Genomic DNA, 18912 nt, shown 5'->3' with positions numbered 1-18912 from the left:
GCCGGTCGCCGCGCCGCGTGCCGCCCCGGCGCGCACGGGCACCGCCGCGACGCGTGGCGTGCAGACCGCCGACCCGTTCGGCAACCGGCCGACCAGCCCGCTGATCAAGGTGTCGTCCGGCGAGCGCGGCATCGCCGGCCGCATCGGGCGGCTGTTCGGAGTGTTCAAGTCGTCGGGGTGAGCCGGTGCACGCCGCATTGCGGCTACATTGCCAGCCCATGCCCGTTCCTGCCGACACGCTGCTCGGCGCGCTGCTGAAGCGCGTCTCCCGTTCGTTCTACCTGAGCCTGCGCATGCTGCCGCCGGGCCTGCGCGCGCCGGTCAGCCTGGCCTACCTGCTCGCGCGCGCGGCCGACACCATCGCCGACACGCCCGGCCGCCCGGCGCCGCAACGGCTCGCGCAGTTGCAGTCGTGGCGCGAGCAGGTGGCCGGCACGCGGCCTGCGCAACCCATCGATGCCGGCAACCCGACCGATGCCGGCGAGGCCGCGCTGATGACCGCGCTGCCCGAGGCCCTCGACCTGCTGCGCCACCAGGCGCCCGCCGACACCGCCGACATCCGCCGCGTCGTGACGACGCTGACCGATGGCATGTGCTTCGACCTGCAGCACTTCGAGCACGGCCGCGCCGGTGCGCCGGTGCCGCTGCAGACCCGCGCCGAACTCGACCGCTACACCTACATGGTGGCCGGCTGCGTCGGCGAGTTCTGGACCGACATCGCGATGCGCCACCGGCCTGAGCTGCAGGCCTGGCCGCGCGACGCGATGGTCGCGAAAGGCATCGCCTACGGCCAGGCGCTGCAGCTGACGAACGTGCTGCGCGATGCCGCCGAGGACCTCGGCAACGGCCGCTGCTACCTGCCGGCCGAGCTGCTCGCGCAGCAGGGCCTGACGGTCGCCGACCTGTCCGATCCTTCGCGCCGCTCGGCCGCCCGGCCCCTGCTGGTCGAACTGAGCGCGCATGCGCTGGCCGGCTACCGCGACGGCTCCGACTACGTGCTGCGCATTCCCGCCGGCAGCCTGCGCCTGCGGCTCGCGTCGCTGTGGCCGCTGATGCTCGGGCTCGCGTCGCTCGAACTGCTGCTCACGTCGCCGGGCTGGCTCGATCCGTCACGGCGCGTCAAGGTCACGCGCGGCGCGGTCTACCGGATGCTGCTGCGCTCGGTGCCGACCGCGCTGTCGACCGCCGCGCTGCGGCACTGGACCGATGCGGCGCTCGCCCGTACCGACGCGGCCTGCCGTGCCTGATTTCTTTCACCCCACTCGACGAGACTGACGATGACCCGATCGCGATGGATGATGGCCCTGGCCGCAACGCCGACCCTGGTGGCCAGCGCCGCGCCGGCCGCCGAGCCGGTGCCGCCCTTCACCGGGCAGCACCACCCGTTCAAGCCGACCAGCGGCAAGGTCGTCGGCGTCTACGTGCCGAACTGGCAGCCGCAAGACCTGCTCGACCGCGTGCCCGCCGGCAACCTGACGCACCTGCTCTACGCCTTCCTGCACCTGTGCGGCCCGGGCCAGTTGCCGCAGGATGCGGCGGCCTGCGAAGGCAAGGCCGATTTCCAGCTTGCCACCTCGAAACGCGACGACGAGTTCGACGCCGTCTTCGCCCGCTTCAAGCAGCGCGCGCCGCGGGCCTTGGTGCTGGCATCGGTCGGCGGCTGGGGCGGCTCGGACCCGTTCTTCCACCTCGCGAACGACCCGGCGCGGCGCGCGGTGTTCGCCGCCTCCGTCGCGCAGTTCCTGCAGACACACCCGGCCTTCGACGGCATCGACATCGACTGGGAGCACCCCACGTCGAACGGCAGCGCCAATGGCGTCGCGCTCGGCACGCCGGCCGACGGGCAGGGCTATGCGGACCTGATGGTCGACCTGCGCCGCGCGCTCGACGGCCTGGCCGCGCAGACCGGCCGGCGCTACCTGCTGACCGCCGCGGTCAACACCACCGAATCGCTCGCGACGAAGGTGAACCATGCCAGCGCGGCCAAGGTGATGGACCTCGTCTTCATGATGACCTACGACTTCGCCGGTGGCTGGACACCGCTGGCCGGCCACCACACGCCGCTCGCGAGCCCGACGCCCGATTCGAACGACAGCCTCGAAGGCGCGGTGCGCGTGATGACGAAGGCCGGCGTGCCGGCCAGCAAGCTGGTGGCCGGCGTCGCGATGTATGGCCGCGGCTTCGCCGGCGTGAAGGGGCCGGGGTCGAACGGCTTCAACGGCGTGCCGCGCACCGGCGTGTTCCCCGGCAAGGAAGGCGACATCACCTACCGCGAACTGGCCGACGGCTGGCTCGGACCGAAGGGAGTCGGCACGCAGGGCTGGAAAGCGGTGTTCGACCGCACGACGCAGTCGTACACGCTGTGGAATGCAGGCACGCAGCAGATGATCGGCTACGACGACCCGCGCAGCGTGCGGCGCAAGGGCCGCTTCGCGGTCGCGCACGGGCTGGCGGGCGTCTTCGCGTGGGAGCTGTCGCAGGACAACGGCGACATCCTGAACGCGATGAACCTCGGGGTCGGGCAGACCCCGGGTCCTGCTCCGGTCAAGCCGATCAGACAGCCATGATCGACACGCTCTTCGTGACCAGGTAGGCCTCCATCGCCTCCGGGCCGCCTTCGGTGCCGTAGCCCGAATCCTTCACGCCGCCGAATGGCATCTCGGCCACCGGTGCGGCCGGCTGGTTGATCCACAGCATGCCGAGTTCCAGGCGCTGCGCCAGCTGGTGCGCGGTCTTGATCGAGCGGGTGAAGGCGTAGCCGGCCAGGCCGAACGGCAGGCGGTTGGCTTCGGTGATGGCCTCGTCGAGCGTCTCGAAGGTGCGGATCGCGGCCACCGGGCCGAAGGGTTCGTTGTTGAACACGTCGGCATCGAGCGGCACGTCGACCAGCACCGTCGGCGCGAAGAAGTTGCCGCTGCTGCCGACGCGTTCGCCGCCGGTCGCGACGGTGGCGCCGCGCTTGCGGGCGTCGTCGACCACCTTGGCCATCGCGCCCAGGCGGCGCGCATTGGCCAGCGGGCCGAGCGTGGTGCCTTCGGCCAGGCCATCGCCCAGCTTCAGCTTCTGGGCGTGTGCCACCAGGGCCTGCGAGAACTCCGCCTTCACGCTGCTGTGCACCAGGAAGCGCGTCGGCGAGATGCAGACCTGGCCTGCATTGCGGAACTTCGCGCCGCCGGCGGCCTTGACCGCGAGCGCGACATCGGCGTCGTCGGCGACGATCACCGGTGCGTGGCCGCCCAGCTCCATCGTCACGCGCTTCATGTGGCGGCCGGCCAGCGCGGCCAGTTCCTTGCCGATCGGCGTCGAGCCGGTGAAGGTGACCTTGCGGATCACCGGGTGCGGGATCAGGTAGGCCGAGATTTCGGCCGGATTGCCGAACACCAGGCCGAGCACGCCGGCCGGGATGCCGGCGTCGACGAAGGTGGCCAGCAGCGCCGCCGGCGAGGCCGGGGTTTCTTCGGGCGCCTTCACCAGGAACGAGCAGCCGCTCGCGAGCGCCGCACCGAGCTTGCGCACGATCTGGTTGATCGGGAAGTTCCACGGCGTGAACGCGGCGACCGGGCCGACCGGCTCCTTCAGCACCAGCTGCTGCGCATTCAGGTTGCGCGACGGCACGATGCGGCCATAGACGCGGCGGCCTTCGTCGGCGAACCAGTCGATGATGTCGGCGCCGGCCATCACCTCGACGCGCGCTTCGGCGAGCGGCTTGCCCTGCTCCTGCGTCATCAGGCGGGCGATGCCGTCGGCGCGCTCGCGCAGCAGCACGGCGGCGCGGCGCATCACGTTGGCGCGCTCATGGGCCGGCGTGACGCGCCAGGTCTCGAAGCCGCGCTGCGTGGCGGCCAGCGCGCGGTCGAGGTCGGCGATCGACGCATACGCGACCTTGCCGATCGGCGCGCCGGTGGCGGGGTTCAGCACGTCCAGCGTCTTGCCGCCGGTGGCGTCGACCCATTGGTTGTCGATCAGCAGGCGGGTGTCGGGGTAGGTGTCGAAGGTGGCGCTCATGGGGGCTCTTTCGGGAGTCGTTGCGGCGGAAGCGGGGGATTTTCCGTCAAGCAGGTGCCCGGCGTTGGCGATGGGGGCATCGCCCTGTGTCGAGCACGATCGTTTCGAGCACGATCGTTGCTAGCCAGCAGAACCCCATCTTTTCTCACAAGGAGTTCCCATGAGCCGCCTCGACGTCACCGAGAAGATCATCGCGACCAAGGTCGCCCAAGGCCTGAAGTGGTCCGACGTGGCCGTGAAGGTCGGGCTGAGCAAGGAATGGACGACAGCCGCCTGCCTCGGCCAGATGACGCTGACGCCGCAGCAGGCCGGCGTGCTCGGCGAGATCTTCGGACTGAGCGATGCCGAGCAGAAGTGGCTGTGCGTGGTGCCGTACAAGGGGTCCCTGCCGACGTCGGTGCCGACCGATCCGCTGATCTACCGCTTCTACGAATTGGTCAGCGTGTACGGCACGACCTTCAAGGAACTGATCCATGAAGAGTTCGGCGACGGGATCATGAGCGCGATCGATTTCAAGATGGACCTGCAGCGCGAGCCGAACCCGGCGGGGGATCGGGTCAGCATCGTGATGAGCGGGAAGTTCCTGCCGTACAAGACATATTGAAGACATCCTCACGTTGAAGGAGGAAAGATGGCCATTTCGAATGGCGCGGCCTTGCGGGAGCCGGTTGGCTTCAGTTAACGTGCGCGCTTCGCGACAAACAGATCGCGTACAGCATCAAATCGCGCCGACGAGCGCTGAATCGGGAGGATCAATGAAGATCTTGAAAACTTGCGCCTGCAATGCGCTGGCAATGCTTCGGCCGCCGTCAGTCCTGCGGCGTGTCGCATTGCAGTCATTGCTTTTGAGCGCCATCTCGTCATCGGCCTTGAATGCTTCTGCCGCCGAAGCCTATCTCACCGGTGTCTACGTGCAATCGGTCGGGGTGGTCCAGGCCAATGCGGTCGGTCACCAAGCCGGCAATTTCGAGATTCAGGTTGCCGGCGGCTTCACGGTTCCGGCGGGCATGACATGCGACCCGAACTACATCACCACACTGCGCAGCGTCGACGCCGACAAACGCTTGTTCAGCCTGATGTCGATGGCGGTGCTGACGCAGAAGCCCGTGACCCTGCACATCACGGACAACCCGGCCGTGACGGCGTTCAACGGGCGCTGCAGTCTGTTCGGGGCCACGTTGGGGCGGTAGCGGGATCGGGTTCAGAGCTCGTGCGGCAATGCGGGATTCGCCTGCCGTGCAAATCCGCGGCCGTGCGTTGATGAATGAACACAAGGAATGACATGCTGAAGAAGTTGCAGGCCCTTTTTGCTGAGGCCCTGGTGGTGTTGCTGTGTGCGGCGAGCATGCCGGCAGCGGCGTGGGATGGTGCGCAGAGCGGCAAGATCACGGCGATCGAGGTTACCGCGGATACGAACTATGCCTTCCGGGTCTATCTCAATGGCGGCGGCACGGCGCTGTGCACGAACGGAAACGGCTTCGCCTACCTCAATGAAGCCGACAGCAACTACAAGGTCTACGTCGCGTCGCTGCTGATGGCGAAGGCGCAAGGCTCCACGGTCACGCTCTTTCTCGTGAGCGAGGGCGGGTTCTGCCACATCGGGCACATGGGGGTCGGGTCATGAGCCGGCACGGCACGGCCGCTCACGGCGTGAGATCGCGCCGGCGGGCGCTGGGGAAAATTGCAGCTGCCGCCATCCTCTCGGGATGCCTGATATCGGCCCACGCGACTTCGGTGCGCATCGCCGAGAGCCCGGCCGCCTGGCGACTCGAGAACTACCCAGGTGGCATCGTCACCGCGTACTTCGTGTCCGTTCCGTGCCCGTCGGGTCAGATCATCTTCGGCGCCAATGCCGTGCCGGCAGACCTGAACCGCTTCTGGGCAACGGTATCGCTGGCCAAGGCGACGGGGCAAAAGATGTTCGTGTACTACGAGAGCGCCAATGCGCCGGCGAGCTGCGTCATCACGAGCTTCGGGCTCGACGCCAACTGAGCCCTGACAGGATCCCCATGAACTCGTTCTCCATCTCGCGGGCCGATGCGTGGCTGGCCAGGTTTTCAAGCGCCGCGCCGCGCCTGCTGGCGATGGCGTTGTCCGCGGTGGCGGTCAGCGCATCGGCGCAGGGCCTCGTCGTCAGCGAGAGCGGACAGGCCGTCTACAGCTACCCGATCGTCGTGCCGCCCGGCGTCGCGGGGATGGAGCCGAAGCTGAGCCTGGTCTACAACAGCGGCGGCAACAACGGGCCCATCGGTGTGGGCTGGACGGTGCAGGGCATCTCGCAGATCACGCGTTGCCCGAAGATCGAGCCGGTGGCGGCCAGCGGCGCGGTGAAGCCGCAGATCACGCCGGTGCGCTACACGGCAGACGACAACCTGTGCCTCGACGGCCAACGCCTGGTCAAGGTCGACACCAGCCAGGGCTGGGTCGGCAAGGCTGCGGCGAGCCAGGTGACACCGGCGCTGGGCTTGACGGGCGGATTTGTCGAGTTCCGCACCGAGAACGATGGCTACTCGCGCATTCGCGCGAGCGGCATGGCTGGCAGCGGCGCCGAGAAGGGTCCCGCCACGTTCACGGTGCAGACCAAGGCGGGCCTCACGCAGGTGTATGGGCTGACCAGCATCCGCGGCGTGCCGGCCGCCGATGCCATCGCTCTTTCCGAGGGCGGCCAACTGCCGGGCGTGGCGACGGCCTGGATGCTGAAGAAAGTCGTCGACTCGGTCGGCAACGCGATCGAGTTCGAGTACGACAACACGACGCGGACCTGGGGAAGCAAGGGGCCGGGTGGCTTGGTCCTGCCGGGACGGGAATGGAATCTGAAGCGGGTCTACTACGGCTGCAAGGACGCGGCGGGAAGCGCGTGCCCACGACGGCATCGGGTGGAGCTCTTCTACGAGGAACGTGCCGACAAGGCCGAGGCCTACCACCTCGGGTCGAAGGTGGTCAGCACGCAGTTGCTGAGTCAGGTGCAAGTGGCCACCAGCGCTGGCATGGTGCGCTACTACCAGATTGCGCATGCCACGTCGAAAGCGACGAACCGGCAGTTGCTGACGACCATCACCGAATGCGCGGGCGGCACGTCCATCACCTGCCTGCCGGCGACGAGGTTCAACTATCCGGGCTTGGCCTACGACGTGAATTACGTCGGCTCCACCAGCTTCAACCTGGGCGGCATGCCGCTGGTGAAGTTCGACGGATCGCGCGGCACGATCACCGGCGATTTCAACGGCGACGGCAAGACCGACCTGCTGCTGTGGACGAAGAACGCCGGCGTGAACGGCGAGGTCAACGAGCTGTGGCTGGCCGATGCGACGGTGCCGGGCAAGTACAACAAGGTTCCGTCGATAGGCGACTTGGCGACGATACGGCTCGGCGGAACCTTTAACCCGGGTTGGGACAATGATGCCGTCGACACCGTGGCAGCTGACATCAACGGCGACGGCCGCATGGATCTCATTCGCCAATGCCATTCGGATTCGACGAATTGGTGCCCCAAGGCGGATCGACTTGGGATGTGGCTCTCGGTTTCGGACAACGATTTGAATGCCACTGGCACCTACGGACAGTTTGTCAAGGTGCCGAATCCAGTATCGACGGTGCAGGGGCCGCTGGTGACAGCCACCTTTGACCACAACATGACGACGCAACTTTGCGTTGCATTGCGGGGACACTGGGAGTTGAGCAGCATCGTCTACGAAAAGCGCACCCAGGATGTTTACTGGCAGGATTTCGACGGTGATGGTCGACTCGACCTGGTTTCGATCGAGCAGGTGCTGGAGACACCTCGGCCCGGGGGCTGTGAGGACGCTCCAATTCGACCGCCTCAGCGCACATTGCGCTACTACGTGGGGAACGGTGCGGGTCAGTTCGCATTGAAGCAGGAAGCTTCGGTGTCCGTCGCGATTCGCGCCATCCAGATGCCGGGAGGCGGCTTCTCCTATGGAGAAGTGGTCGATGTAAACGGAGATGGCAGACCCGACCTGCTATTCGTAAAGAGTCGCTGGATTCAAGGTGCAGACGGTCTTTTTCATGAGAGTCCGGAAGCAATCGATCCGACGCCATTGGCTGGCAGTACGCCGTTGATGCTCGTCGTCGATGCCAACGGCGACGGCAAGAGCGACGTGATCCTGATGGACCCCACTACATCGCGCACTGTGCCGAGCCCGATCCCGCCCAATCACAGCGGAACGCCGAACAGCGTGTCGGCAAACCCCCATGAGGCACGCCTGTTCATCAACCAGGGCGGGACCTTCCTTCGAGACGATCGGCCGTTGAATGCGCTGAAGGCATGGGGTCCGACCTCGTGGATGGAGCCAACCGGCGACGGCAATGTCGGGCTGATGCGTGGACCGCGCTTTTTCGCCTTCGGGAGCGGCCTCGCCGGCTCGATGCCGATGGACATCAACGGTGACGGCCTGATCGACTTCATGGCCTGGACCGGCGAAGACGAGCGACACGACCTGCGATTCTTCACGAGCTTGGCCGGGACGGACGGGGGCAAGCTCGATGGCAGCCTCGCGGCCGTGTCGGACATCGATCGCGGGCGCTACAACTTGCCGGAGATGGCCACCGGCGGCGTCACCTTCCTGTCCGGCGATTTCATGGGCCTGGGCAGCGTCGGCTTCATCCGCATGCAGGACGGCGGCAACAACAATCTTTGGTATCGCAACGGGCCACCTCCCGACATGTTGAACATGGTGACGAACCTGTCCGGCGTGTACACGTGGATCAGCTATTCGTCGACCGGCATGGCCAGCGCCGGGCTCGTGGTCGGCAACAATTCGCCGATTGGGGCGGGGGTGTATGCGAACACGCGTCCGCCGATCGACCTGAGTGGCATCACCGATCCGCAGGCGCGTGCCGACAAGGCAGGCAAGCACAGCTGGCCTACGCATCATGCCCACCCGGCGCAGTGGCTGGTCGCCAGCACGAAGCAGCCGAGCCTCAATGGCACGGGCGACTCGAGCAACCTCGGCGTCACGACGGCGTTTGCCTACGTCGGGATGAAGTCCGACCTGTCGGGTGGGGGCGATCTCGGGCTGGAATCGGTCACCAAGTACTTCCCCTACGCCAACGGCGGGATGATGGCGTCGACCACCGAGTACCTGCAGCCGCTGAACAGCGAGACCGGGCAGGAGGGCACGCTGCGCAAGCAGTTCGTCGGCATGCCCAAGTGCACGTACACGCGCTACCTAGCACAGTGGGTGCCGAACGCGCCGCCGACCAACGTGGTGCACGACGACGTTGACAACAGCCGCAACGTGCGGCCCGGCTCGCCGCGGCAGTTGCCGAAGGGGGTGGGTTCCGGCACGCAATCGTCGACCAGCACGGGTGCCAACAGCGAATGCCTCGACGTCGATGGTGATGCGATCGACAAGCCCACTGATGGCTGGGGCGCACAGATCATCAACATGACGACCTACGTCTACTGCGACGTCCAGTCGCAGGCGGGCTCGGCGTCGGCCAACTGGATGACGCCGTGCGGCACCACCGAGGCGGTCAAGCGCCCCTACCAGATGCGTTCTGTCGAGCGGACATGGGATCTCGATCGCCCTGCGCTGAGGGTCAGCAAGGTTGACACCACGAACACGTCGATGACGGCCTACGGCGACGTCGGCACGGCGACGATCGCGACCACGGGTTACGCCGTGGGAGGCAAGGCGGCGGATCAGGTCATGACCAAGACCACGAGCAACACCTACCTGAGCGGCGATGGTGGAACGAGCCGCTTCGTGAACGTCGACAAGTGGTTCCTTGGCCGCCTGGGTACCAGCACCGTGACGTCCTCTACCAACGCGATCCAACCGCTCGACCGGAGTGACGCCAACCTGAGCGCCACCGCGAAGGCCACGCAGGATCCTGCGTTGAACGGCACGCCGACCAAGCTGCTGCGGCCGGAAGTGCTGATGACCATCCTGCAATTGCTGTTGGAAGACTGAGCGCCGCCATGTCCGATCTTCACAAGACATTCCCGCGACTGCTGGGCACTCTGGCGGCGCTGACGCTGCTGGGCGCGAACGCGCTGGCCCAGACCATGTCGGCGCCGGCCTTCAGCGAGACGCGCTCGAGCAAGTTTGATTACGACGATACGACCGGGTTGCTGGTCGAGGAGCAGATCGAGCCCGACAACCCTGCGCTGTGCGTCAAGACCCGCTATCAGCTGGATTTGAACGGCAACCGCAGGCAGACGACGACCTCGAATTGCGCAGGCACGTTGCCGCAAGGAGGGGCATTCGCTGACCGCATCGCTAACGCTTCTTACAGCAATGCGAGCCAGCCGGACGGAACGCTGGACGGCAGCTTCGTCACCAGCGCCTGGAACGCACTGAATCACACCGAGACCAAGCTCGTGCACCCGGGGTTCGGGCAGGCCAGCTCGGTGACCGGACCCAACGGGCTGACGACGACCTGGGAGTTCGACACACTGGGCCGCAAGGTGAAGGAGACGCGGGCGGACGGCAGCTTCAGCCAGAGCTGGTATTGCTACGTCCAGTTCGTCGCGAGCCACAGCAGCAATTCACCGGGATGCCCTGGAACGATCGGCACGCCGATGCCGAACCTGCCGGCGACCGATCCGAAGCCGCTCCTCGCGATGAGCTTCGTCCACACGCAGTCGTACGGCGCGAACGGCGTAGTGAGCGGGCCGTGGACCCGCGCCTACCAGGACACGCGTGGCCGCACGATGCGCAGCGTGACGCAGGCGTTCGACGGTGACGGCACCACCGCGGGCAAGCTGGTTGTGGCCGACACGTTCTACAACCAGAACGGCGCGGCGGTGCTGACGACGCAGCCGTACTTCCTGCACTCGCTGAGCTCGGGCATCGACGGCAGCGGGTACGGTTTCACCTACACGCAGTTTGATGTGATCGGCCGGCCAGTGGCGGTGTACGCGGCCGACAACGGAGAGGGCAGCGAACTGATCGCCGACGCGAAGGCGGTGGCCGAGCTGACGGCCTTCGGCTACGCGCCGGGGGCACGCAAGTTCGCGGTGGTGCGCTACGCCTACGAAGGCGCGAAGACGAAGGTCACGCGCCGCAGCCGCGACGGTGAACAAGTCGACATCCAATGGCGCGACCCGCTGGGTCACGTGGTGCTGGCCGAAGACGCAGCGCATGCGCAGACCGCGTTCCTGTACGACGCGCAAGGCAGCCTGGTGACGACGGTCGACCCGCTGGGCAACCGCGTGGAGGTGCGTTACGACGGGCGCGGCCGCAAGACGGCGATGCTGGACCCGAACAAGGGCTACTGGACCTACGGCTACAACGCGCTGGGCGAGCTGACCTCGCAGCAGAGTCCGAACCAGCGGGCGGCCGGCACCAGCAGCATGCTGGCCTATGACGTGCTGGGGCGCCTGGTCGAGAAGCTGACGCCCGAGTTCAAGACCACCTATCTCTTTGACACGACCACGGGCGTCGCGAATGGCACGGCGTGCCTGATCGCTGGCAGCGGTGGCGCGAACGCGACCCGCGGCAAGCTGTGCGGCAGCAGCACGACGCACGGCGTTGCGAGATCGACGGTGTACGACCGCTACCTGCGGCCGGTGAACAGCACGACCGCGCTCAGCGGCGACCCGCGCTATCAGCAGAAGACCTTCTCGCAGAGCCTGGAGTACGACGCGAACTTCGGCCGGCCGGTGAAGCAGACTTGGCAGACCGGCGTGAGCGTGCAGTACGGCTACACCGGGCTGGGTGCGATGCAGACGGTGCACAACGGCAATGGCTACGTCTATTGGACGGCGCAGCGGGTGAACGCCTGGGGCAAGGTCGAAGACGCGGTGCTGGGCCATGGCGTCAGCAGCCACACGCGCTTCGACCCGATGAGCGGGCGGGTCACCGATGCGGCGGCGGGAACCGGCACGGACATTGCCAACGCGGCGGCGATGAACGTGTTCAAGCACCGCTACGTGTGGGATGCGCTGGGCAACCTGAGCACGCGCACCGACGTGAATGGCGCGGGCAACGAGAGCGATGCAGGCGAGACGTTCGTTTACGACGAACTGAACCGGCTGACGCGCTACGAGACGACGAACCCGGGCGGCCAGACGCAGAACGTGACGCTGGCCTACAACGCGATCGGCAACATCCTGTCGAAGAGCGATGTGGGCTCGTACGTGTACCCGGCCAGCGGGCAGCCGCTGCCGCATGCGGTGACCTCGATCCGCGCACGCGCCGGCGGGCCGGTCTACAGCGCCGACTACGAATACGACGCGCAGGGCAACCTGACACGCGCCTTCGGCGATGCGCGCTACCGCACCATCCGCTACAACAGCTTCAACCTGCCGCAGGGCGACGGGGTGACGCCGGGCATCGTCGGCGTGAGCAGCAGTGGTGTCGCACCGACCTACGACTGGATGTACGGCGAGACCGAGCAACGCCTGGTCGAGGTGCGCAAGACGAGCCGCGGTACGCGCACGACGTGGTCGCTGCACCCGGACGGCGCGGGCGGGCTGAGCTACGAGCAAGAGACCGACGAGGCCGGCGTGACGACGCACCGGCACTACATCGCCGTCGGCAACGCGACGGCGCTGGTGACGACGACGGCTGCGGCCTCGTCGACGGTGAGCAAGCTGGAGTACTGGCACAAGGACCATCTGGGTTCGACGGTGGCGGTGACGGTGGCCGGCGGCAGCGACTGGCGCAGCCTGGTGAAGACGATCCGTTATGCGTACGACCCATGGGGCAAGCGCCGCTATGCGAACGGGGCGACCGACCCGGCCAACGCACTGATCGGCGACTACCACGGTGGCGCACCGGACGCAGCCAACGGAACCGACCGCGGTTTCACCGGCCACGAGCACCTGGACGACCTCGGCGTGATCCACATGAACGCGCGGTTGTACGACCCGATGATCGGGCGCTTCATGCAGGCCGACCCGGTGGTGGGCGACCCGTTCGACGTGCAGACGTACAACGCGTACAGCTATGTCTACAACCGGCCGCTGAACACCGTGGATGCGGATGGGAAGTGCCCGGTGTGTGCGGCGTTCATCGTGGGTGCGCTGGTAGCCCGCGCGGCTGGGATCATCGATCAGCAGCAGATGCGGATGGTGATCAGCATTGCGGTGGCGGCGTGGCTCGGTCCGATGGGGCCTCAGGTGGGATGGGCCGGGGCGGGCCATGCGGCCGCGACGGGGTTTGTGTCGGGGGCCATTGCCTCGGGCGACGTGAAGGGGGGCGTTCAGGGAGCGTTCTCGGGGGCGGTGTTTTTTGGAATCGGACAGGCTGCGAATGGCTTGGCTGGCGAAGTCAATATGGCGACGGACAGCGGCGCTTGGAGTAATAGCGGTCTGGGACGTGCAGCGCTGCATGCTGCCGGCGGATGCGTTACATCGGTTGCCGGGGGCGGGAAGTGTGGTGTAGGCGCTGCCACCGCCGGTTTGGGGAAGTTGATAGATTCGAATTTGGACCCTCTGTCGGATGACGTTTTAGGGGCCATGCGCGCGGCCGTCGTCGGTGGGACACTGTCAGTAATAGGCGGAGGTAAATTCTCAAGTGGTGCGCAAACCGGTGCATTTCAGTACCTATTCAACGCGGTGGTCGGAAGAGAGCTCGCGATGAAGGCTGCCAAGGGATTGGCTGTTCTGTCGAAATTTATGGCGGAAAATGGACATAACTTCATAGTTGATGAGGTGTATTTCAAGAGTTCGTCCGGTGTGGTGGTGCGCATTGATGGTGTATTTCAAGGGCCAGATGGGAAGCTCGTGTTTGGTGAGGTTAAATTGGGGGAAGGTGTCGAGACGAAGAATCAGCGAGCAGCTTTCAAGGAGCTGAACGAAGGCAAAGGTCAATTCTATGGATCGAGAGGCGCAGTACTCGCAGAACAATTGTCGATAAAAGTTGACGCAAATGGTCGGTTCGCCATCCCGGAAGGGAAAATCGCCGGCGTGATGATCTATGCGCCTCAGAGAACTCTGCCTAAAACGCGGACCATGCGAGATTACTCAGATTTGATCAAAGGGCGTTCGGGTGTGGGTGGGTATATGCCTCAACAGCCGTCTAATTAAATATGACAACCAATGCCCTAAAAATTGCCAAGGCTGCTGCTGCCCAATTGGAATTAAGTGGGTGGATCCTGAGCAAGGCTACTGTGGCTTTTGTTGTGTTGGAGCGCGTGTTTTCAACGGACGGAGAAGTGCTGTCGACGCAACGTCTGATGTTGAATCTTTCGTTTCCGAAGCATGAACTCCCGGACGGCGTTCACGGAATTGTTATTACATTGCAGGTGCAATTCCCTCAGGTTGAAAAAGTGGTAAGCGAACTTGCCGATGGGGTTATTGAGGATGTCACTTTCATGCTGAGTGCATCTCAATTTTTGCAAGGGAATCGGGTCTATGCAGGATCCGTGTTGTTAATAGATTCCTCAACCTCATTGGAAATCGCTGTAGAGACATTGCTTACCTCGATTGCTCCATTGCTGGAGGCGTCAGAAATTGCCGCGGATCCCGCTGGCCTGCTGAATTCAAGGATGACTTCTCTCGTTTCCAAGCGCTTCTTCTGGGAAGAGAAGCAACTTGCCTATTATTGGATCACTGCGGATAGAAAGTCTTTCCTTGAGTTGGTGAGGAATATTCAGTCTGCTATCGTGCAGTCAAATGATGTCGGAAAAGTAGATGCTTTGGATTTTGGCCGCCAAGAAGCTGCCTTAGGGCGGCTTCGTAAAATCATCTCGAAATTCAAAATTAATCCACCTTGCTGATATTATATTTTATGATTAATTTATGCGTTTGAGATTGGCCTTTTAAGCCCCTGAAGGCTGGCTATGAACTGCTACCTGCTCGAATGCGAGGAATCGACATTTTATCTTTATTTGCCAGATGAGAATGTGCTGGCAGCGTCGATTCGCAATGGATTGGATCCAAAGTATGTGAGAGGAGTTCTCGCGGGCGCCGAGGGAGGGCGTGGAACCTGCTTTGAGTTGCTTGGACGAGCCTCGAAAACGGATCGGAAGTTGCCCGACCTGATGTATTGGTCATGGGTTCCGGCCTTCAGCTCTGCTGCATATGATCTGCTTCTTGAAATCGGTGCGGCCCGTTCGGATTTTCTCACATGCAGATTGGTGGGCAGGCAGGATGTGGTGCACCTTCATCTGCCGGATAGCGTTGAAAACATTATTGATGTAGATAAATCAATATTTTCACATTTTGTGCCAGTTGATCCTCCGTTGCCTTTCAGTGCCGTGCTTGTTCGGCCCAATGCCGGCTGGGAATTATTGTTGCCAATTTTCAGGACGCGCCCGCCCGGGAGTAGTCAAGTCACGCCGGATGTTTATTTTCGCGGTGACGCGGTAGATGGTTGGACTGAAAGGCGATTGATTGGAGCTTCATTCAAGCAAGTTTCCTGAACGTATAACTGTTGGATGCGCAGTCTCAACTAGTCAAGCGATCTTTACATGGTCGGTGGATGAGCGAAGATGCTTATATAGTTTCGGCTTAGGGGTGATTTGGCGTGTAGAGCCTATTCAAGATGACAAAGAACACATCGTCGATTGACTCGTTGATCGAAAAACTTCACACATATTGCAAGTTTGCTGGGGCTGGCAACGTGCCTGATGGTTTGCGTGACTTCATTTTGTCTCCGGTACCACGCGAACACGGACTCGGTGTTGTACGGGGACTTGCAAAAGAAGTTGACACGTGGGTTCGTGAGTTGCTTTCTCCAACTCAGCAAGATGAGATAGTTCGTCATATGCGCGCTGCCGGAGTGCACGAGTCTGATTTGCCAGCTACTCAGAGGACTCGCAGCATCCGTCGATTTCTGAAAATTTCGCGACAGCCTCGACCTGATGAGGCCGAATTAATTCGGCAAGCCGTTGAAGATTGGCGAAGTTTGTCTTTGTCTGCGGTCGAGGTGGAGTCCCTTCGAGCTCTTTCGAGCGATTGGAAAAGTGGAGAAGCAAGGATTGCCTCCAAACGGGTTCGCTAGTAGGGTCAGACCTACCGCCCAGCATCGCTCAGTGTGCAAAAAGGGTCCATTTTTACATTTGCCCATGAAGATGCTCGATAAAATATTGAAAGACGTTGCGATCGACGACAGCGATGCTGTTGCTCGTTATGTCGCGTATGGAGCTCGACGGAAAGGAATTCGACGAGGTGAATTTCCGCATCTCCATGTCTTATTTGAGCCGATCATTTCTGAGCCGATCGAATCCGTATCCATAACAAGGCAGACGGAGGACAATCGTGGCATTCGAGCCGAACTGCCATTGTTAGATATTCCGTTGCCGCAAGGTTATGGGCGGTTCTTGTGTGAAACAAATGGTGGATTATTTTTCGGGGGTAATGTCATATTATTTGGTTTGCCCGATCTCCGCGATATCCCGAATGATTATGTGGTGAAATATAGATCTCCGAATATTGTGCCGCCAAATATTTTGGCGAGGCCTGCGCAATTGAAGGAAGGGGATGTTCAGTTGGGTGCCTACTTCTTCTCCTCAAGACTTCTTGTCTACGATCGAAATTCTCGAGTGGTCTGTTTGACAAAGCCATTTTCCAGAGAGGTTCAAAGATCTTGGGAGACCTTCGATGATTACGTTTCCGAGTGTCTTTACTCCTATCGCGATTATTTCGATGGAAACTGGTGGCCCCTCGGAAATTCGCCGCGTGATTTTTGACGGATGTGCAAGTTGTTTACGCGGCGACCAATTTATTGGTCCGCACATGTGAGCAGGACGGGCTGAAGCGGCAGAGCATTGAGGCCAGAGGACGCTGCATTTCATACGGAAGATGCTTATTGAGGTGCCGCTATGTCAGTTGAAATAATGGAATTTGAGAGGCTGATTGGCTTCCTCGAGGAGGTCCTCCCAGATTATTTCTTGGAGGGAGGGGCGGGGCGAAGAAATATCGTTGTCGCTGAGGGATATAATGGCGATCTGATTGCGAGTTTTTTGATTACATACGATCAGTTCTCGATGGGTGTTCCAAAAGCAATACAGGAATTCCTGCGTGAGCTATCGTTGCCTTGGAAGGTTATTGGAAGTTTCGATATTTCCGATCCAATCAGCCCCAAGGGGAAAATCACGTCGAGTCCGTGCTTCGAGGTCTCGGCAGAAACGATATCCGGTAGCGTTGACATGGAGTTGTTGCTCAAACGATGGGGAACACGTTTACTTTCCGGTGAAAGTTAAATAACTAGTCAAACGGATATTTACTCGGTCGGTGGTTGAGCGCCGTGCCAAGCCCTTTCGGATATCAACCCGAGTTGGGCAATGACACTTCAAGCTGATGCGTCGTGGCCCGGTGCACAAGCCTTCACCGAAGACTTCAAGTCGCTGATGATCCCCCTGCTCGATACGCTGCAGTCCGACGACGATCTTGAAGCCTTGCTCGTTCGCGCTCTCAAGCGGGAGAAGCCGACCTGGGTTGGATCCGATGCGCCGTGGTTCGCGCGGTTGCCTGAGCGAGTTGCCTTGCTGACGCAGCGAGAGAAGGCGGGGTAGCAATCGAAGTCTGCGACGCCGCCGACATCACCTCACTCCACCGGATCGTACTGATTCACCTCGCAATGCCCGTTCGGCCCGATGCCCGTCGTGTAGACCGTCGCGGTCTTCCTGCCCAGCGCGAACATCATCATCACGGTCGCTATCACCACCTTGTTCTCGCTCTTGATCAGCATCCTGCCGAGCGGCGCGCCATTGCAGTTGGTGGGGCGCCCGGCGTCAAGCCAGATCAGGTAGCCGGCGGGCGTGCTTGTCGTGTTGATGATGGTGCCGGTCACGTAGTCGGCTTGAACCTGGGCTTGCGCGCCGAAGGCCGTCAACGCGGCGGCGACGACCAGGCCTGCTCTCGCAGCACGGAATGTCTTGAGGTGAGTGAGTTGCATGTGTGTCTTTGGAGAGGAACGCATGACGCCGCCGGAATGGCGCGTCGCGACCCGGGGATTCTCCGCAGCGCCTTTCCGTGTGTCGAGGTCCGCAGACCGGTTCAGATGGCACGGTTGACCTGCAAAAAGTCAGCCGTTTATGCGCGACACTCCACCCTCACCGGGCGTCACCCGGTTCCGCGCACCCGCCCCAAGGCTCCACAAGACCTCGCGGTGCGCTTCAAGGGAGGACCCCATGCAGCAGACCCATTCCATCGCCGTAGATCCGTTGACGAGCCGCATCGCCGCTGTCGCGCATTGACCTCGCTCGCTGTCTCGCTGCTCTCGCGCGTGTGATCGAAACGCCATGATGTCGCCCGTCAAGAATCTGTCGTGGAACTGGGCGCTGACCCGCCGCTGGCATCAGGGGCAGCTTCCCTGGCTGGCCTGGCTGCTCAGCGGCCTCGCGGCACTCGCCGCGGTGGCCGCGGCCGGCGCATGGCTCCATGCCCAGCAACGGCAGCTTGCCGATGCCCGGCGCGATCTGGCCACCCTCCAGGCCCGACCCGCCCCCGCGCCCGCCAGTGCCCCCGCCGAGCCCGACCCCGACTTCGCCCGCCGCCTCCCGCTCGACGCCAGCACCGCCGACTGGGTGCGCGACATGCAGCGTGTCACCGGCCAGCTCGGCGTCGCCGTCGTCAGCATGGTCGACACGCCCCGCGCCGCCACCGCCGACCAGCTCGGCCGCCACGACCTGCAGCTCACGCTGCGCGGCCCGTACCCGCAGATCAAGCTCGTGCTGAAAGAGCTGCTCGACCGCCATGCCACCACCACCGTCGGCCGCCTGAACCTGCGCGTGATGACGAGCCCGGTCGATGTCGAGGCCTCGCTGCTGCTGACCCGCTGGAGCCGGCCGTTGCTGGCCGCGCCCGCCGCCACGGTGGCCGCAGCCCCCGCGCCCCACGCCTCGGAGGCCACCCGCTGATGCCGATGCGCAAGAGCCTCTGGTGGGCCCTCGGCGGCACGCTCGCCCTCACCGCCGCGTCGCTGTGGGCCACGCGGCAGGCGCCGACGCTGGTCGCTGCCGCAATGCGCGGCGGCGATGTGCCCGCAC

Annotated in this window: 17 protein-coding genes; 15 read left to right on the top strand and 2 right to left on the bottom strand. The window is 63.4% G+C overall.

Going from position 1 to position 18912, the window contains the following annotated elements; genetic code table 11:
• From ACXJLU_RS28440 to ACXJLU_RS28430, 3 genes are all read left to right on the top strand, one after another.
• Positions 1-181: hypothetical protein (locus ACXJLU_RS28440; RefSeq protein WP_457336809.1), on the top strand; the 181-nt coding region annotated here is incomplete at its 5' end.
• Between the two features lie 37 nt (positions 182-218).
• Positions 219-1247, top strand: coding sequence for a phytoene/squalene synthase family protein (locus ACXJLU_RS28435; protein WP_457336807.1), 1029 nt, complete (start codon positions 219-221; stop codon positions 1245-1247).
• A 30-nt stretch (positions 1248-1277) separates the two neighbouring features.
• Positions 1278-2567 (top strand): glycoside hydrolase family 18 protein, encoded by a 1290-nt coding sequence (locus ACXJLU_RS28430; RefSeq protein ID WP_457336805.1) that lies wholly within the window; start codon positions 1278-1280, stop codon positions 2565-2567.
• Here ACXJLU_RS28430 and ACXJLU_RS28425 read toward each other — a convergent pair.
• Positions 2554-4005, bottom strand: a complete 1452-nt coding sequence (locus ACXJLU_RS28425) for an NAD-dependent succinate-semialdehyde dehydrogenase (RefSeq protein WP_457336803.1) — start codon at positions 4003-4005, stop codon at positions 2554-2556. The two genes, ACXJLU_RS28430 and ACXJLU_RS28425, sit on opposite strands and share 14 nt — an antisense overlap.
• A 160-nt stretch (positions 4006-4165) precedes the next feature.
• On the opposite strand from ACXJLU_RS28425, the gene cynS reads away from it, so the two are divergent.
• The 11 genes from cynS (at position 4166) to ACXJLU_RS28370 (ending at position 17436) form a co-directional block, all read left to right on the top strand.
• Entirely contained in the window at positions 4166-4609 is a 444-nt protein-coding gene (cynS, locus tag ACXJLU_RS28420; RefSeq protein WP_457336801.1) for a cyanase, read from the top strand.
• Between the two features lie 151 nt (positions 4610-4760).
• Complete coding sequence (locus tag ACXJLU_RS28415) at positions 4761-5195, top strand: hypothetical protein (RefSeq protein ID WP_457336799.1); 435 nt, start codon at positions 4761-4763, stop codon at positions 5193-5195.
• Positions 5196-5287: 92 nt separating this feature from the next.
• Positions 5288-5629: a hypothetical protein gene (locus ACXJLU_RS28410; protein WP_457336797.1), complete on the top strand. Its 342-nt coding sequence runs from the start codon at positions 5288-5290 to the stop codon at positions 5627-5629.
• The gene (locus ACXJLU_RS28405) at positions 5626-5997 is read left to right on the top strand and encodes a hypothetical protein (protein WP_457336795.1); all 372 of its coding nucleotides are present in this window, start codon (positions 5626-5628) and stop codon (positions 5995-5997) included. The genes ACXJLU_RS28410 and ACXJLU_RS28405 overlap by 4 nt, the downstream gene beginning before the upstream one ends.
• A gap of 17 nt (positions 5998-6014) precedes the next feature.
• The gene (locus tag ACXJLU_RS28400; protein ID WP_457336794.1) at positions 6015-9941 is read left to right on the top strand and encodes an FG-GAP-like repeat-containing protein; all 3927 of its coding nucleotides are present in this window, start codon (positions 6015-6017) and stop codon (positions 9939-9941) included.
• Positions 9942-9949: 8 nt separating this feature from the next.
• A complete protein-coding gene (locus ACXJLU_RS28395; protein WP_457336792.1) occupies positions 9950-14005 on the top strand; it encodes an RHS repeat domain-containing protein in 4056 nt (1351 codons plus the stop codon).
• Positions 14006-14007: 2 nt separating this feature from the next.
• Positions 14008-14697 (top strand): hypothetical protein, encoded by a 690-nt coding sequence (locus tag ACXJLU_RS28390; RefSeq protein WP_457336790.1) that lies wholly within the window; start codon positions 14008-14010, stop codon positions 14695-14697.
• Between the two features lie 63 nt (positions 14698-14760).
• Entirely contained in the window at positions 14761-15342 is a 582-nt protein-coding gene (locus ACXJLU_RS28385) for a hypothetical protein (RefSeq protein ID WP_457336788.1), read from the top strand.
• A gap of 645 nt (positions 15343-15987) precedes the next feature.
• Positions 15988-16611, top strand: coding sequence for a hypothetical protein (locus tag ACXJLU_RS28380; protein ID WP_457336786.1), 624 nt, complete (start codon positions 15988-15990; stop codon positions 16609-16611).
• Between the two features lie 132 nt (positions 16612-16743).
• Positions 16744-17124: a hypothetical protein gene (locus tag ACXJLU_RS28375; protein ID WP_457336784.1), complete on the top strand. Its 381-nt coding sequence runs from the start codon at positions 16744-16746 to the stop codon at positions 17122-17124.
• A gap of 81 nt (positions 17125-17205) precedes the next feature.
• Positions 17206-17436, top strand: coding sequence for a hypothetical protein (locus ACXJLU_RS28370; protein WP_457336783.1), 231 nt, complete (start codon positions 17206-17208; stop codon positions 17434-17436).
• 32 nt (positions 17437-17468) lie between these two features.
• On the opposite strand, the gene ACXJLU_RS28365 is transcribed toward ACXJLU_RS28370, so the two are convergent.
• The gene (locus tag ACXJLU_RS28365; RefSeq protein WP_457336781.1) at positions 17469-17819 is read right to left on the bottom strand and encodes a hypothetical protein; all 351 of its coding nucleotides are present in this window, start codon (positions 17817-17819) and stop codon (positions 17469-17471) included.
• Positions 17820-18165: 346 nt separating this feature from the next.
• On the opposite strand from ACXJLU_RS28365, the gene ACXJLU_RS28360 reads away from it, so the two are divergent.
• Positions 18166-18783 carry a hypothetical protein gene (locus ACXJLU_RS28360; RefSeq protein WP_457336779.1) on the top strand — a complete coding sequence of 206 codons (618 nt, stop codon included), beginning with the start codon at positions 18166-18168 and terminating at the stop codon, positions 18781-18783.
• The last annotated feature ends 129 nt before the right edge of the window (positions 18784-18912 follow it).

This window comes from Rhizobacter sp. P5_C2 (assembly GCF_054049715.1).
This window is presented reverse-complemented; position numbering and strand designations above follow the sequence as displayed.

Excerpts from the sequence above, each read along its gene's own strand:
- ACXJLU_RS28435 (WP_457336807.1), top strand. The coding sequence starts at position 219 with ATGCCCGTTCCTGCCGACACGCTGCTCGGCGCGCTGCTGAAGCGCGTC.
- ACXJLU_RS28430 (WP_457336805.1), top strand. The coding sequence starts at position 1,278 with ATGACCCGATCGCGATGGATGATGGCCCTGGCCGCAACGCCGACCCTG.
- ACXJLU_RS28425 (WP_457336803.1), bottom strand. The coding sequence starts at position 4,005 with ATGAGCGCCACCTTCGACACCTACCCCGACACCCGCCTGCTGATCGAC.
- cynS (WP_457336801.1), top strand. The coding sequence starts at position 4,166 with ATGAGCCGCCTCGACGTCACCGAGAAGATCATCGCGACCAAGGTCGCC.
- ACXJLU_RS28415 (WP_457336799.1), top strand. The coding sequence starts at position 4,761 with ATGAAGATCTTGAAAACTTGCGCCTGCAATGCGCTGGCAATGCTTCGG.
- ACXJLU_RS28410 (WP_457336797.1), top strand. The coding sequence starts at position 5,288 with ATGCTGAAGAAGTTGCAGGCCCTTTTTGCTGAGGCCCTGGTGGTGTTG.
- ACXJLU_RS28405 (WP_457336795.1), top strand. The coding sequence starts at position 5,626 with ATGAGCCGGCACGGCACGGCCGCTCACGGCGTGAGATCGCGCCGGCGG.
- ACXJLU_RS28400 (WP_457336794.1), top strand. The coding sequence starts at position 6,015 with ATGAACTCGTTCTCCATCTCGCGGGCCGATGCGTGGCTGGCCAGGTTT.
- ACXJLU_RS28395 (WP_457336792.1), top strand. The coding sequence starts at position 9,950 with ATGTCCGATCTTCACAAGACATTCCCGCGACTGCTGGGCACTCTGGCG.
- ACXJLU_RS28390 (WP_457336790.1), top strand. The coding sequence starts at position 14,008 with ATGACAACCAATGCCCTAAAAATTGCCAAGGCTGCTGCTGCCCAATTG.
- ACXJLU_RS28385 (WP_457336788.1), top strand. The coding sequence starts at position 14,761 with ATGAACTGCTACCTGCTCGAATGCGAGGAATCGACATTTTATCTTTAT.
- ACXJLU_RS28380 (WP_457336786.1), top strand. The coding sequence starts at position 15,988 with ATGAAGATGCTCGATAAAATATTGAAAGACGTTGCGATCGACGACAGC.
- ACXJLU_RS28375 (WP_457336784.1), top strand. The coding sequence starts at position 16,744 with ATGTCAGTTGAAATAATGGAATTTGAGAGGCTGATTGGCTTCCTCGAG.
- ACXJLU_RS28370 (WP_457336783.1), top strand. The coding sequence starts at position 17,206 with ATGACACTTCAAGCTGATGCGTCGTGGCCCGGTGCACAAGCCTTCACC.
- ACXJLU_RS28365 (WP_457336781.1), bottom strand. The coding sequence starts at position 17,819 with ATGCAACTCACTCACCTCAAGACATTCCGTGCTGCGAGAGCAGGCCTG.
- ACXJLU_RS28360 (WP_457336779.1), top strand. The coding sequence starts at position 18,166 with ATGATGTCGCCCGTCAAGAATCTGTCGTGGAACTGGGCGCTGACCCGC.